This window comes from Ruegeria sp. CDSB136, assembly GCF_059610965.1.
Genome location: NZ_JBXWOP010000004.1, coordinates 168,854 through 184,445, shown reverse-complemented (window position 1 = coordinate 184,445; position 15,592 = coordinate 168,854). Strand labels below are relative to the sequence as shown.

The 15,592-nt window shown below is 56.8% G+C and carries 9 protein-coding genes; 5 read left to right on the top strand and 4 right to left on the bottom strand.

The genetic code is table 11. The features are described 5' to 3' along the window. Positions 1–54 precede the first annotated feature (54 nt). The 3 genes from AC2FIR_RS06415 to AC2FIR_RS06405 form a co-directional block, all read right to left on the bottom strand. A complete protein-coding gene (locus AC2FIR_RS06415; RefSeq protein ID WP_496744040.1) occupies positions 55–2,112 on the bottom strand; it encodes a hypothetical protein in 2,058 nt (685 codons plus the stop codon). A 523-nt stretch (positions 2,113–2,635) separates the two neighbouring features. Continuing rightward, on the bottom strand, positions 2,636–3,493 hold the full coding sequence (locus AC2FIR_RS06410) for a class I SAM-dependent methyltransferase (protein WP_496744041.1): 858 nt from the start codon (positions 3,491–3,493) through the stop codon (positions 2,636–2,638). 24 nt (positions 3,494–3,517) lie between these two features. Further along, positions 3,518–5,563 (bottom strand): ASKHA domain-containing protein, encoded by a 2,046-nt coding sequence (locus AC2FIR_RS06405; RefSeq protein ID WP_496744043.1) that lies wholly within the window; start codon positions 5,561–5,563, stop codon positions 3,518–3,520. 216 nt (positions 5,564–5,779) lie between these two features. On the opposite strand from AC2FIR_RS06405, the gene guaB reads away from it, so the two are divergent. The 3 genes from guaB to AC2FIR_RS06390 all read left to right on the top strand — a co-directional run bounded on the left by guaB (position 5,780) and on the right by AC2FIR_RS06390 (position 10,884). Continuing rightward, on the top strand, positions 5,780–7,228 hold the full coding sequence (gene guaB, locus AC2FIR_RS06400; protein WP_170614984.1) for an IMP dehydrogenase: 1,449 nt from the start codon (positions 5,780–5,782) through the stop codon (positions 7,226–7,228). A 95-nt stretch (positions 7,229–7,323) separates the two neighbouring features. Then, positions 7,324–8,496 carry an RsmB/NOP family class I SAM-dependent RNA methyltransferase gene (locus tag AC2FIR_RS06395; RefSeq protein WP_496744045.1) on the top strand — a complete coding sequence of 391 codons (1,173 nt, stop codon included), beginning with the start codon at positions 7,324–7,326 and terminating at the stop codon, positions 8,494–8,496. A 96-nt stretch (positions 8,497–8,592) separates the two neighbouring features. Continuing rightward, positions 8,593–10,884: an ATP-binding protein gene (locus tag AC2FIR_RS06390; RefSeq protein ID WP_496762057.1), complete on the top strand. Its 2,292-nt coding sequence runs from the start codon at positions 8,593–8,595 to the stop codon at positions 10,882–10,884. 5 nt (positions 10,885–10,889) lie between these two features. Here the strand turns inward: AC2FIR_RS06390 and AC2FIR_RS06385 are convergent, their stop codons facing one another. After that, positions 10,890–11,483: a sulfotransferase family 2 domain-containing protein gene (locus AC2FIR_RS06385; protein ID WP_170614987.1), complete on the bottom strand. Its 594-nt coding sequence runs from the start codon at positions 11,481–11,483 to the stop codon at positions 10,890–10,892. Between the two features lie 192 nt (positions 11,484–11,675). Between AC2FIR_RS06385 and recA the strand changes: the two genes are divergently transcribed. Together recA and alaS are read left to right on the top strand one after the other, a co-directional pair. Next, entirely contained in the window at positions 11,676–12,740 is a 1,065-nt protein-coding gene (gene recA / locus AC2FIR_RS06380) for a recombinase RecA (protein WP_170614988.1), read from the top strand. Positions 12,741–12,922: 182 nt separating this feature from the next. After that, positions 12,923–15,592, top strand: a complete 2,670-nt coding sequence (alaS, locus tag AC2FIR_RS06375; protein ID WP_496762054.1) for an alanine--tRNA ligase — start codon at positions 12,923–12,925, stop codon at positions 15,590–15,592.

The window sequence follows — 15,592 nt, the reverse complement described above, 5'->3', positions numbered from 1 at the left end:
TCCGATTGTTAACCTACATCGTTTTGCCTCTTACAGCCAGAAACTGGCCGGTATTCATTGGTTTGTCGCCGTTTTTAGTTTGCTCAAAACTTGCCTTTTTAGCTGATCGACTTGATCTGTCGCAGAAGCGCTGCGACGAACCTTTTTCACTTTGGATTTCGTAGCACTATTGCCGGCCAACCATAATTCCACGACGCCGTTTTGCGTCTTGGACTTAGAGCCCGTGAAATCGCGCAACAAAGCACCGGCATCTTCCGCAAGCGCTGTTGCCTGAGCGGCATCTTCCTTGTGATAGAACCGGACGTTGGATTGTTTAACCCCAAAGCCAACGCGCGCTGTTCCACTTAACTCATGACCTGCCGCTACGAGGTTATTGACCACTGAGTTCACTGTCCGTGCGCCAAGGCTGTTTGGTATAAACAGCTTAAATTCTGCGCCGCCGCTGCTGGCAATCTCTTCCGCTGATTCAGTGTCCTCACGCGGCTTTGCTGCGCCATCTGTCGTCTCAGACGACGTTAAAGGTGGTTCCAAATTGTCATGCAGTCTGGCAATTGATTTTGGCGACACTTCTTCTGTTCTTGGTAAGGGGGCTTTTGAAAGCTCTCTTAGATCAATTCCTGTTCGATCATTTGAATCAGGCGCGTCCGGCGGACTTACCTTGCCTGGAATGACGAGGTTAAATTTCGGTAGATTATCAAGGCTTTTCAGTGCAAATTCTGTTTCGCTCGGTGCAGACCGAAACGCTACAGCTTGTTTCAGCGTTGAAGGTTGGTCTTCGGCATAGACCAATGAGACCAGCTCGACTGAAATCTCAGGAGCGCTTGAGCCTGGATCAGTCGCATTTGCGACAACAGCTTTCAAACTGTCGAAGATCGCAGAAACATCAGGCAAAATGATCGACGTTCTGAAATTTAACGACGCTTGCGCTAATTGATCGTGTGACCAAGCAGAATTCGGGAAGGCACTTTGTGGATTCTGTGTGGCGGGAGTTCCGGTTGGCCGCTTTGGCGTCTCAAGGGTCAGCAGATCCGGACGAAGCGAAGGAGCGACCGGTGGAAGCATTGCTTCGAACAGCTTGGGATCAGATGACATCTCCTTCATGGGGAGTGGAGCAGACGCGATTATGCTTGAGCTTTCATTCGTTGCAAAAATTTTTCCGAAGGAAGTCGCATTCGGTGACGCATCCGATTGTGTCAACGACCGAACCATCAGACGTGGCGGGAATTCTGGCCCCTTTATTTGCAAACTGGTTGATTGCGTAGAACTCTTTTCCGGCAGTGTAGTGGTCCTGGAAGTGTCCACATCCAAGTTGCTGGAAGCGAATGATTTTTCTCCACTATTTGATTCCCACCGGGCCAATAAAAACATTGTCGAAAATGAAAATACGACACCAATTCCACACCCAATGGCTATTGAAGTAAATCGGCCTCTGTGCGGTTGTTGTTGTTTGGGCCAGCGGAAACTAAGCTTTCTGCGAATGTTTTCAGCGGCATCTTCGACCGGCTGGCCTGCACTTAAGGGCGAGCGAACACGACTCTCAAGTTCGATACTCGTTTCGTCGTCTTTGGCGGGAACATCCCCAACCGGAAACAAACGTTCAAAGCCACTGTTTCTTTCTGAACTTGCGCCATTCAAAGACGCAATACTGGGCGCAAGCTGTTGATGTCTTTTTTGACCGGATGCCGCTGAGCTTGTTTTCTTTTGCAGGACTTCAGGAGGCGCGGCAGTTGCTCTTCCAGCACCATAGCCGACTTGCTCACCACCACCGACGTCCGACTCACTTGGCGCATGCTTTTCGGCTTCAGCCGAGGGACGCGCAAGCACCGCCTGCCTTCGCCTGCGCGCTTCTTCCAGCCTGTCCCACAAGTGCTGTGGTCCGGAGTCATTCACCCTTTTGGTTGAGTGATCCTTTCCCGATTGATCAGGTTTGCGGCCCGAATTTTCATTGCGGTTCCCATCAAGTTCCGCAAGTTTTTTCTTCCGCTGTTTCCGCGCGTTTTCAATCTTCTGCTGCCATTCTTCTGACTGCAGAAAATCATGAATTTGTGACGCGTCATCACCGCCATCACCAGCAACTTCAGGTAGCGTACTCGTGTCGCCAACCTTTGACATAAGCAACCCCCAAAACGGTCATTGCGCTATGCTCTACATTATTGAAACAAGAGCAAAAAAAAGACGTTGGGCACAGTCTCTAATTATCTAACAATACACGAGAAGAGGTTATAAAAAATGCTGATCAAAGACAAGTGAGCAGCCGGGATGCGTCGCAAACTGCTTTGACGGACGGTTCGGAGCTCGGAGGACAGTTGAAAAATGCCAGCCTTATACTGCTTGCCTGTCCGCGACCATTGGGAACCGTGAACACGGGGCCATCGGTTTTGTTCGCCGCGGCACAATACGCGTCCGGTAGGTCGCCATGCTCACTACGCCGGATCGTTCTCAGGGCTGAGTGGATACCGCTTCAGTGTCCTAGATGTCGTAACTAGGTAGATATTTGGCTGAGCGTTCACAGTAGAAATGTTCCGGTTATCGTGAAACGACAGGCCCGCTGGTATCGCCCGTTTGCGTTGTCAGTCAGGGCACTAAGTTCACAAGCAATATGCTGCGCGTTGCCCCGGATTCGATCCTCGGGCCTTCAAGTGGCCCGGCGGGCCTGGAACAGGTTGATGGCAGCAGGGATGCGGATGCCATCATCTGTGGCGTACGTCGAGAAAGCTTCGGCGACTGCGGTCCGGATCGCTTCGATATCTTCGTCTGAGGCGCCAAAATGAGAAATGACCCGCGAGGCCGGGCCGACGCGCATACACAGTGCCGCAGTTTCCTCAAGCGTGTCCGGCCCGTGAAGGAACAGGGACACGGTTTCACCGCGAACGTCGCACAGTCCGGCGTGCGACATCATATCTGTCACATGTTCGATATCGTGGAAGGCCAGGGGGCCGGGCGCATAGCGATCTACTTTTGGGGGTTGGCCAAGCTGATTTGTGGCCGCTATGTGAGGCAGCTTGAACCAGGGGTTGTCCGACAATGCCCCCCATGCTGCAAACGTCATCTGCCCGCCGGGTTTCAGAGCACGTGCCATATTCGCGAATGCGGCGACCGGGTCCTCGAAGAACATCACGCCAAAACGGGAAATCACGGCGTCCTGCGTCCCTTCGGAAAATCCAAAAGTCTGAACGTCCGCGCATTCGACCTCAACTTGCGTCAGCCCCAGATCTAAGGAACGTTCGCGCGTGCGATGGGCGAAGGGTTGTGAGAAATCGGCAGCCAGAACGCGGCCATTCCGACCGACTTCTTGCGCCGAAGCAATTGTGCTGGCACCGGTTCCGCAACCGATGTCCAACACCCGCATTCCCGGCTTCAGCGCTGCGCGCTCCAGCACAAGACCAAGAACTGGCGCAAGTAGATGGTCAAGCTGGTCCTCGTGGATCAACCATTTGGCCCCAAGAACCGATTTTCCCCAATACTCAGCTTGCTCCTCATTTGCTGTGGTCATGTCGGCCCCCTGTCAATGGCCGGATTATGACCTCCGGCGGCGGCGGCGGCCAGATTTTTCGTCATCTCCGCCACCTGTGTTGAACGAGGGCGAAGGCAGGGTGACAACTTGCGCCAGCTCCGGGAACGGATCTGTTTTGTGCGGGATCGCGTTGGCGGCGACGAAATGATCCTGGAATTTCGGCTCGATAGCGGTTTCGATCTTGGTGATTTCGCGCACAACCCGTTCGATTTCGGACCGGGATGAGATGTTGCACAATGCAATGCGCGCGCCGGTCCCGGCGGCGTTACCTGCGCTGGAAACCTTTTCCAGCGGCGCATCCGGGATCATTCCCAATACCATCGCATGTTTGGTCGAGATATGCGCGCCAAAGGCACCGGCCAGCACCACGCGGTCGACCTTGTCGACCTTCATTTCGTCCATCAAAAGGCGTGCACCGGCATAGAGCGCCGATTTCGCCAGTTGGATTGCCCGGATATCGCCCTGGGTTACAGTAATGCGCGGGCCGCCATCGGCACTGGCGTCGTGGATTAGGTACGAATGCGTCCGCCCTTCGGGGATGCAGCGCGGCGTGCCGGTCTGTTCGGCCGATCCGATCAGGCCGCCTTCGTCCAACAGTCCTGCAATGCGCATCTCGGCCACGGCCTCGATGATGCCGGAACCGCAAATGCCGGTGATGCCGGTTGTGGCAACATCCAGATCGAAACCGTCTTCGTCGGACCATTTTTCCGATCCAATGATCCGGAAGCGGGGTTCCTTGGTGATGGGATCGATTTCAATGCGTTCGATGGCACCGGGGGCGGCGCGCTGGCCGGAACTGATCTGGGCACCCTCAAAAGCAGGACCGGTCGGCGACGAGCAGGCCAGCACACGGCTGGTATTGCCCAAAAGGATTTCCGCATTGGTGCCGACATCCACGATCAGGACCAGATCTTCGGATTTGCCGGGTTCTTCCGACAGCGCGACCGCAGCGCAATCCGCGCCTACATGGCCTGCGATACAAGGCAGGATATAGACCTGGGCGCGCGGGTTCATGTTGGTCAGATCCATCTCGCGGGAAGGCAGGGACATGCTTTCGGATGTGGCCAGTGCGAACGGCGCCTGTCCCAGTTCGACCGGATCAAGGCCAAGCAGCAGGTGGTGCATGACCGGGTTGCAGACAAACACGGTTTCCACGATCAGGGCCGCGTCGATCCCGGCCTCGTCCGCGATCGAGGTAGTCAGGTCATTGATCGCCTCGCGCACGGCTTTCGTCATCTCCCGATCGCCGCCTGGGTTCATCATCGAATAGGAAACCCGGCTCATCAGGTCTTCGCCAAAGCGTATCTGAGGGTTCATCAGGCCCGAGGACGCCTTGACCTCGCCCGTTTCCAGATCGGTCAGGTGCGCGGCGATGGTGGTCGAACCCAAGTCGATGGCAAGGCCGTAAAGGCCGCTTTCGTGCAGACCCGGCCAGATTTCGACGATACGCGCGACGCTATCGTTGTGGCCCTTGTGGACGGCGACCGTGACTTCCCACTTTCCCTTGCGCAGCACAGGCTGAAGCTTGGACATCAGCGACAGGTCTGCTGTCACGGCGTCGATCTTCCACTGTTCACGCAGGGACCGTTCCAACCGCTCCAGATCGCCGGTAGGAGAGTGCATGTCCGGTTCCTCGACCACCACGAAATACAGGCGCGTCGCGGGGTCCATTATGATGGCGCGGGCGGCGGCTGCCTTGCGAACAACCTGACGGTGGACCTGGCTTTCGGGTGGGACATCAATCACCACATCGCCCTGGACCGATGCCTGGCACCCCAGACGGCGACCGGGTTTCAGGCCACGCTTGTCGTCATAGCGTTGCTCGACCGCGTTCCATTCGCTTAGCGCGCCGTCGGACACGGTGACGCCGTGCTTGGGAAACTCACCATAGCTGGGTGTGATCTGGCATTTGGAACAGATGCCACGCCCGCCGCAGACCGAATCGAGGTCCACACCCAACTGGCGGGCCGCTGTCAGGATCGGAGTGCCGACGGGGAAATGCCCGCGTTTGCCCGATGGGGTAAAGACGACAAGTGGGTCGGTGGTCATAGAAGGCCTGCCTTTTGTGTTCGCGCGTATGCCGGGCAAGATATGAGTTTGCGCGCAAAGGGAAAGGGCATTCAGCGGCACGTTTTGCGCAGCTTGCGTCGTTTTTTACCAGAGCGCCCGCCAACCGGGGCAAACTATTGGCACGCGGGGCTTTCCCTTGGGCTGAATCCGTGCAATAGGGTCGCCGTCAAACGGGGTTTTGCATGGGGTTAGCAAATGCAGATTCGTGAGGCACTCACCTTTGACGATGTTCTTCTGGTTCCGGGGGCATCCAGTGTCCTTCCTGCGACGGCGGATACAACCACGCGTGTGACGCGCAACATCAGCATGAACATCCCATTGCTCAGTTCGGCCATGGACACCGTGACCGAGGCGCGTATGGCCATTGCAATGGCACAGGCGGGCGGAATTGGCGTCATTCACAAGAACCTGTCAGTCGAGGAACAGTCCCGCGAGGTTCGGCGTGTCAAACGGTTTGAATCCGGCATCGTGTACAACCCCGTAACCCTGCGGGCGGATCAGACGCTTGCGGACGCCAAGGCGTTGGTCCAGCGCTACAATTTCACCGGATTTCCGGTAGTCGATGGCGATGGCCGCGTTGTTGGTATCGTGACCAACCGCGACATGCGGTTTGCTACGTCCGAGGACACTCCGATTCACATGATGATGACATCGGACAATCTGGCCATGCTGAAAGAGCCTGCGGACCTGGAAGAGGCCAAGAGCCTTATGCGTGCGCGCCGGATCGAGAAGCTTCTGGTTGTTGATGGCAGTGGCAAGCTGACGGGCCTTCTGACACTGAAAGACACCGAGCAGGCCGTTCTGAACCCCACGGCGTGCAAGGATCATCTGGGTCGCTTGCGGGTTGCAGCCGCAACCTCGGTCGGAGATGCGGGTTTCGAGCGTTCCGGAGAGCTGATTGACTCGGGCGCGGACATCATCGTCGTAGATACGGCGCATGGGCATTCACAGGGCGTTCTTGATGCCGTAAAGCGCGTTAAGGCCCTGTCGAATGAAGTCCAGATTATCGCGGGAAATGTCGCGACAGGTGAGGCAACCAAGGCACTGATCGACGCGGGGGCCGATGCCATAAAGGTTGGGATCGGTCCGGGGTCGATCTGCACGACACGGATGGTCGCAGGGGTCGGCGTGCCGCAGTTGACGGCCATCATGGATTGTGCCGCCGCCGCTGGCGAGGTTCCGGTGATCGCAGATGGCGGTATCAAGTTTTCCGGCGATTTCGCAAAGGCGATTGCAGCCGGCGCATCCTGCGCCATGGTCGGTTCGATGATTGCAGGTACCGACGAAAGCCCCGGCGAGGTGATCCTGTATCAGGGACGCTCTTTCAAATCCTATCGGGGGATGGGCAGCCTTGGTGCAATGGCACGTGGTTCAGCCGACCGGTATTTCCAGAAGGACGCCGCCAACGACAAATTGGTGCCTGAAGGGATCGAAGGGCAGGTGCCCTACAAAGGTTCGGCCAGCGCTGTCGTGCATCAGCTTGTGGGCGGGCTGCGTGCCGCAATGGGCTATACCGGGTGTGCTTCGGTTGAAGAAATGCGCCGCAACTGCACCTTTGTGAAAATTACTGGCGCGGGGCTGAAGGAAAGCCACGTTCACGACGTCCAGATCACGCGTGAAAGCCCAAATTATCGCGTTATGTAATTGCGATGGTTCAACAAGTGGCGCCCTTTACCGGGCGCCGTTTTGGTTTTTGCGATGATCTGTTCCGACCATTCGTTTGACGACGGAGTTGCCTTATGACCCCTGCCGCCCGCATTCAGGCCGCCATCGAAATACTGGATGAGATTCTGGATGGCGCACCGGTCGAAAAAGCATTGACCGGATGGGCCCGGCGCAGCAGGTTTGCAGGCTCGAAAGATCGGGCAGGGGTGCGGGATCACGTGTTTGACGGCCTGCGCTGCAAGCGCTCGTTTTCGGCACTGGGCGGATCTGAAACCGGTCGGGGTCTGATGATCGGGTCGGCGCGTGCCAAGGGCGAGGATATCGCCGGGTTGTTTTCCGGTGCACGCCATGCACCTCCCCCTGTTGCCGAACACGAGACAAGCCGGGGTTTTTCCTCGAAAGCTGAGGAATTTGACATCCCGGAATGGCTTTGGCCAAGGTTCAGCGCCTCTTTGGGTGAGGATGCAATTCCTGCCGCCCACGCCCTGCAGTCCCGGGCCCCCGTTCAATTGCGTGTTAATCTGGTCAAGTCCGATGTGACTGAGGCTGTTCGAGTGCTTGAGTCGGACGACATCCTGACCAGACCGCACCCGGCCTGCGACACTGCGCTTGAGGTGATCGAGGGTGCCCGCAGAATCTCGCAAAACCGGGCATTTGCGTCCGGGATGGTCGAATTGCAGGATGCCGCGAGTCAGGCAGTCGCCGCATCGATCGACCTTGAACCCGGAATGCGCGTGCTGGACTATTGCGCAGGCGGCGGGGGAAAAGCACTGGCATTGGCGGCCCGGCCCGGAGTTCAGGTTTATGCCCATGATATCAATGAAGCCCGGATGCAGGATATTCCAACACGGGCAGAACGGGCAGGGGTCAACGTCGAGCGACTGTCCGCTGACGACATCCTGCGGCAAGCCCCATTTGACGTCGTCTTGGCGGACGCGCCATGTTCCGGCAGCGGATCTTGGCGCAGGGCACCGGCTGGAAAATGGGCGTTGACCGAAGCAAAGTTGCAGGATCTTTGCGTCATTCAAGCACAAATACTCGAGCAGATTTCACAACTGGCCCATTCAGGCGGGCTGCTGGCTTATGCGACGTGTTCTATGCTTGTCGACGAAAACGAGGCAATTGTGAACGCGTTTCAGACAATGCACCCGGATTGGCGCCTAGCGTTTCAGAAGTCATGGCAGGTGACACACGGAACGGATGGGTTTTTTACGGCACACTTGACGCGACAAGAAACGGAGCATTAACAACCTAAACGAGAGAGTCCTGCATTGATGTTATGTTAAGCGGGAATTAACCGTATTGGGTCCGTCATACTCGGTATCCAACATTCCGAGTCGTTTATGTCTGACACCACTGAGTTTTTTCCTGATCCTTCCGTTCGTCACACACCTTACGTATCGCGCCTGTTGGCGCTGGCCTTGGTTGCGCTGGGATTGTGCTTTGCACCGTTTCTAAACGCGATTCCGTCTGAATGGTCGATTGGGTTGATTGTTGTTGGCGGATCTTTGGCAGCTGCTGGAAGTATTGTCTTATTTCGCGGGCAGTTGGCGGACAGGTGCGCAAGAAACGCAAAATCCGTTATGGCGGCGTTTGTTGAAAATGACTTGTCCCCATGTCTGATCGCGGACAGTCAGGGTAATATTCAGATCATCAACCAGGCAGCCGTCAGGCGGTTTGGTGCAACGCAGGGGCAGCGTCTCGACCATTGTCTGCGATCTGTCTTTGCCAACCCCGCAGCACTCTTGTTGCGGCTGCAATCGAAGGTCGCCCAAAATGGCCGTGCGCGCGAGGATGCCGTGACGCTGGGTTCGACCATCCCTGTCAGCGTTTTTGGCTTTGGCAATGGGTTGTACTGTTGGCGGTTCGGATTGGACGAAAGTTCGCGTTGGGAAGGTTTGGATATTCCAGTTCTGACGGAAGGTAGAAACGGATCCGTTCTGCAAGCCAATAGCGCTGCGCAGGCACTGTTGGGGGGACAACCCGAAACGTTGGATCAGGCCATTGCCGGTGACGTTCCCGAGCCGGGCAGCATTCTGCAGATCAAGACAGGTGAGGGCGCTGTCCCTGGAACGTTTGTTCAGGTTTCGCGATCGGGTATGGTGCGCGATCTTGCCCTTTTGCCGCTGAAAATCGCGCCCAAAAGCCGGACCCGGATGACATTCTCGGATTTGCCTGTGCCGGTTCTTTGTCTCTCTCCTGACGGATGCATTCTTGAAGCCAACATATTGGCCAACAAACTGATCGGAGATATTGAGCCCGGTGTGACCAATGTCGTCGCAATCATGCAGGGGCTGGGGCAGCCGGTTCCCGATTGGCTGTCACGCACGGTCGCCGGTGAGGATGGCCCGCGTTCCGAGTTCCTGAAACTGACGCGGAAGGACAAGGATATCTTTATCCAGGTTACACTTAGCCGTGTCCTGCATGAAGGGCAGGTTTGCCTGATTGCGGTTCTGAACGACGCGACCGAACTGAAGACGCTTGAAGCCCAGTTTGTGCAGGGGCAAAAAATGCAGGCGGTCGGACAACTGGCCGGTGGCGTTGCGCATGACTTCAACAACCTTCTGACGGCGATCTCGGGTCACTGTGACTTGCTGTTATTGAGGCACGATCAGAATGATCCGAACTACGGTGATCTTGTTCAGATCAACCAGAACGCCAATCGCGCTGCGGCGCTTGTCAGCCAGTTGTTGGCATTTTCCCGCAAACAAACCCTCAGACCCGAAGCGTTGGATCTGCGCGACACGATTTCCGATCTCATCCATCTTCTGAACCGTCTTGTCGGGGAAAAAATCCGATTGACGCTCAGCCATGATCCGGTGCTCAAGCCAGTTCGGGCAGACAAGCGGCAACTTGAGCAGGTGTTTATGAACCTGGTGGTCAATGCGCGGGACGCGATGCCAGAAGGCGGTGAAATCCGGATTGAAACTGAAGTGATCGAGATGGCCCAGCCGCTTAGGCGGGACCGGGCGACCGTTCCGCCGGGTGAGTATGTGACGGTCAAGGTGATCGACAGCGGTGTCGGAATTGCAGCAGACAAGCTGCAAAAGGTTTTTGAGCCGTTTTACACAACCAAAAGAACTGGCGAAGGCACCGGATTGGGCCTGTCGACTGTTTACGGAATCGTAAAACAGACCGGCGGCTTCATCTTTGTCGACAGCGCGCAGGGCTTCGGAACCGAGTTCACTGTATTTCTGCCGGTTTCGGTTGCCCCGGCTGAGCCAGTGCTAGCGCAGCAGGATAGTCGGATTCCGCAAAATGCAAAACAGGGTGACGGAGTCGTCTTGCTGGTCGAGGACGAAGCGCCCGTTCGCGCTTTTGCCACGCGCGCATTGAGGTTGAAGGGGTACAAGGTGCTCGAGGCGGATTCCGGAGAAGAAGCTTTGCGCCTGCTCGAAGATTCCACTCTGAAAGTCGACGCATTCGTAACCGATGTCGTCATGCCGGGATTGGACGGTCCGACGTGGGTGCGCAAAGCGATGGAAACCCGGCCCGATGTCAGCGTGATCTTCATGTCAGGTTATACCGAAGGCGCGTTCAGCGGTTCAGGTCCCGAAATCGCCAGATCGACCTTCCTGCCCAAGCCGTTTTCGTTGAATCAGTTGACTGAAGCGGTCTTCCAGCAACTGAATTGAACGACTTACAGCGCGGAGTCATGCAGGGCGAACTCGGCGCCATGTATGTTGCGGAACATCTGTTCGGTTTCTTCTGACAGGGCCAGGTCGCCAGGAGGAGACACATTCTCCCACTGCAGATCAATTTTGACGCTCAGACGGTCCTGAAGAAAGTCCAGAATTTTGTCCTGATGCTCGTATTTGAAAACGTGACGTGCGCCGAAACCATTGCTGCGGGTGCGAAAGAACTGGCTTTGACTGCCGACATCCGCAAACTCAGGTCGCGGAACTTGCATGTAGGCTTGCACGAACTCATCAAAAGTCAGGCCACGTGTTGAGTGCGGATGACCAACGCGATCCTGGCGGCTGCGAAACCTGTACCAACTGCCCAGCCAATCTACGGGTTCGCGTACAACGGCCATGATTTCCATCTCGGTATCGAACACTTTGCGGAAAATGTGCTGAAAAAAGCGATCGTAGCGGCGAACGGGCGCATGTTTGAGTTCAGGCGGGCCAGTGACGACGATATCCGCATGATCCCGGAGGGCGGTGTGATAGGCGGTGCTGCCGGTTTTGGGGACAGACAAAAAAGCCAGTCGTTCTTTATAAAAAACAAGCATTTACCTGCGTCCTTCTTACGTTCGGCTTTGACGCAGATTGGCGTAAACGGATCTTTAACACAATTCCGGAACAGTGAGTTACATAAGTTTTTGTTGAAATGTTCTACTTTTGGTCCCATAAGGAACAAGAGGCGAACAAAGCAGCGATTGCCGCCCGTTCAAGGGTGTGACAAAAGGGAAAGCGACAGGACAATGGCGGATCTTCTGACGATGAGCGACAAGAAAAACGCAGACAAGCAAAAGGCGCTGGACAGCGCCCTGGCCCAGATCGAACGCCAGTTCGGCAAAGGGTCGATCATGAAGCTGGGCGAAGACGCCAGGCAGGACATCGAAGCAAGCTCAACCGGATCGCTGGGACTGGACATCGCGTTGGGTATTGGCGGTCTTCCGATGGGCCGGATCGTGGAAATCTACGGCCCAGAAAGCTCGGGCAAGACCACGCTGACCCTTCACTGCATTGCCGAACAGCAAAAGCGCGGTGGTGTCTGTGCGTTTGTGGATGCCGAACACGCGCTGGATCCGCAATATGCCCGTAAGCTGGGAGTCGACCTTGATGAGCTACTGATCTCGCAGCCTGACACCGGCGAGCAGGCGCTTGAGATCACCGATACGCTGGTACGATCAGGGGCCGTGAACATGGTTGTCGTCGATTCGGTTGCGGCACTGACGCCGAAGTCGGAACTCGAAGGCGACATGGGCGACAGCAGTGTCGGCGTGCAGGCCCGCCTGATGAGCCAGGCAATGCGTAAACTGACCGGCTCGATCAGTCGTTCGAAGTGCATGGTGATCTTCATCAACCAGATTCGCATGAAGATCGGCGTCATGTTTGGCAGCCCGGAAACCACCACTGGTGGTAACGCGCTGAAATTCTACAGCTCGGTCCGTCTGGATATTCGCCGTATTGGCGCGATCAAGGATCGTGACGAAGTGGTTGGCAACCAGACCCGCGTCAAGGTCGTGAAGAACAAGGTGGCGCCGCCCTTCAAGCAGGTTGAATTCGACATCATGTATGGCGAAGGCATCAGCAAGATGGGTGAATTGCTGGACCTCGGCGTCAAAGCCGGTGTGGTCGAAAAGTCGGGTTCGTGGTTCAGCTATGGCGACGAACGGATCGGGCAGGGCCGAGAAAACGCCAAGCAGTTCCTGCGTGACAACGCCCGTGTGGCCCTGGATATCGAGGATAAGATACGGGCGGCTCACGGCTTGGATTTCGAAATGCCCCCCAATGCGGACGAGGATGATATTCTCGAAGCGTAATCGTCGCGCCGGAGCGAACGACAGAAATCCCACGGTTCCTTTCAGAAGGATGTAGAAAGCACGGAACAGGGCGGTCCTCCGGGGTCGCCTTGTTTCGTTCCGCCAAACCAATGCTGTGGACACTGCGAGGGCACGGGGCTAAACCTTCGCAGACCAAGATGATTGCGCGCTGAGAGAGCCTTATGCCCACGCTGAACGATATCCGATCCACCTTCCTGAACTACTTTGCAAAACAGGGGCACGAAGTGGTGGCATCCAGTCCACTGGTTCCACGCAACGACCCGACACTGATGTTTGTCAACTCGGGCATGGTGCAGTTCAAAAACCTGTTCACCGGAGTTGAAGCCCGCGATTATCAGCGTGCTACAACTGCGCAGAAATGTGTGCGTGCGGGCGGCAAGCACAACGATCTGGACAATGTGGGATACACCGCGCGGCATCACACGTTCTTTGAGATGCTTGGGAACTTTTCATTCGGCGATTACTTCAAGAATGATGCAATCCCTTTTGCGTGGGAGTTGATCACCAAGGAATTTGGGATCGACAAAAGCCGTTTGCTGGCAACGGTGTATCACACCGATGACGAGGCGTTTGAGATTTGGAAAAAGGTCGGTGTGCCCGAAGACCGGATAATCCGCATCGCAACCAATGACAACTTCTGGCAGATGGGGCCGACTGGCCCGTGCGGCCCGTGCACTGAGATTTTCTATGACCACGGCGATCACATCTGGGGTGGCCCTCCGGGTTCGGCCGAGGAAGACGGTGACCGGTTTATCGAAATCTGGAACATCGTTTTCATGCAGAACGAACAGTTCGAAGACGGTTCGATGGTTGAACTCGACATGCAGTCGATCGACACGGGCATGGGGCTGGAACGGATTGGTGCGCTTCTGCAGGGCAGCCACGACAACTATGACACCGACTTGTTCAAGACGCTGATCGAAGCGTCCGCGGAGGCAACCGGCGTGGATCCGTACGGTGACCAGAACGTGCATCACCGCGTTATAGCGGATCACCTGCGGTCGACCTCGTTCCTGATTGCCGATGGCGTAATGCCTTCAAACGACGGGCGTGGATATGTTCTTCGCCGAATTATGCGCCGGGCCATGCGGCATGCCCATCTGCTGGGCGCCAAGGACCCGGTTATGCACCGCCTTGTGCCTACGCTGGTCCAACTGATGGGCGCGCAATACACCGAACTGGGGCAGGCGCAATCGCTGATCGAGGAATCTTTGCTGCTTGAAGAAACCCGTTTCAAGCAAACCCTGGACCGCGGATTGAAGTTGCTGGACGACGAGATGTCCGGACTGCCTGAAGGCGCACCGCTGCCCGGCGATGCGGCGTTCAAACTTTATGACACCTATGGCTTTCCACTTGACCTGACGCAGGACGCGCTGCGCGAAAAGGGTCGGACAGTCGATACCGACGGTTTCGATGCGGCCATGGCCGAACAGAAGGCCAAGGCGCGCGCCGCCTGGGCCGGGTCCGGAGAATCGGCGGATCAGGCTGTGTGGTTCGATGTTCTCGATGCTGCCGGGGCTACGGATTTTCTGGGATACGACACCGAAAAGGCCGAAGGTCAGATCGCTGCGCTGATTGTTGATGGTTCATTGGTCGACACCATCGGGCAGGGCGGCAGCGGCTGGGTCGTTGTAAACCAGACGCCATTCTATGGCGAGGCCGGTGGCCAGGTCGGCGACACAGGCGAAATTCGCCGTCTGGAGGACCGTGATGATGTGGCGTTTGTCGAAGATACCAGGAAATTCGCCGACGGCAAAGTCTACGCCCACAAGGTGACCGTGGATCAAGGTACGCTTTCCAAGAGCGACGCAGTCGAACTTGAGGTCGATCACGTCCGCCGCACGGCAATTCGCGCGAACCATTCGGCCACGCACCTGCTGCATGAGGCTTTGCGCGAAACGCTGGGCGATCATGTGGCGCAACGCGGCTCGCTCAACGCAGCGGATCGGCTGCGGTTCGACTTCAGCCATTCCAAGGCTCTGACACTGGAAGAGGTTAAAAAAGTCGAACGAGAGGTGAATGATTTCATTCGCCAGAACTCGGCCGTCGAAACGCGGATCATGACGCCCGACGATGCGCGCGAACTTGGCGCGCAGGCATTGTTCGGCGAAAAATATGGCGATGAAGTCCGCGTGGTGTCGATGGGCAAGGCGCCGACTGGCAAAGGCAGCGACGGGGAAACCTGGTCGATCGAACTGTGTGGCGGAACGCATGTGCGCCAGACTGGGGACATCGGCACATTCGTTGTGCTTGGTGACAGTGCCAGTAGTGCGGGTGTACGCCGGATCGAAGCCCTGACCGGGGATGAAGCGTTCCGATATCTGTCGGCACAGGATCACCGCGTCGCCCAGATCGCGTTGGAACTGAAGGCTCAGCCTGACGATGTTGTGGGGCGTGTGAAGTCCCTGCTGGATGAACGAAAGTCCTTGCAAAATGAGGTCGCTCAATTGCGCCGTGATCTTGCCATGGCTGGTCCGTCGACCGGCGGTGGCGCAGAGGCCAAGCAGGTGAACGGCGTCAAATTCCTGGCTCAGGCCTTGAGCGGCGTTTCCGGGAAAGATCTTCCGTCGCTGATTGATGAACACAAAACCCGCCTCGGGTCAGGGGCGGTGCTGCTGATCGCCGACGCCGGCGGCAAGGCGGCCGTTGCGGCGGGTGTCACGCAGGATCTGACGGATCGAATCTCCGCAGTCGACTTGGTGCGGGCTGCCGTGGCTGAACTGGGCGGAAAGGGCGGCGGTGGCCGTCCGGATATGGCGCAGGGCGGAGGCAAGGATGCCTCGAATTCGGATGCGGCGATCAAGGCTGCGGAACAGGTATTGGGAGGATAA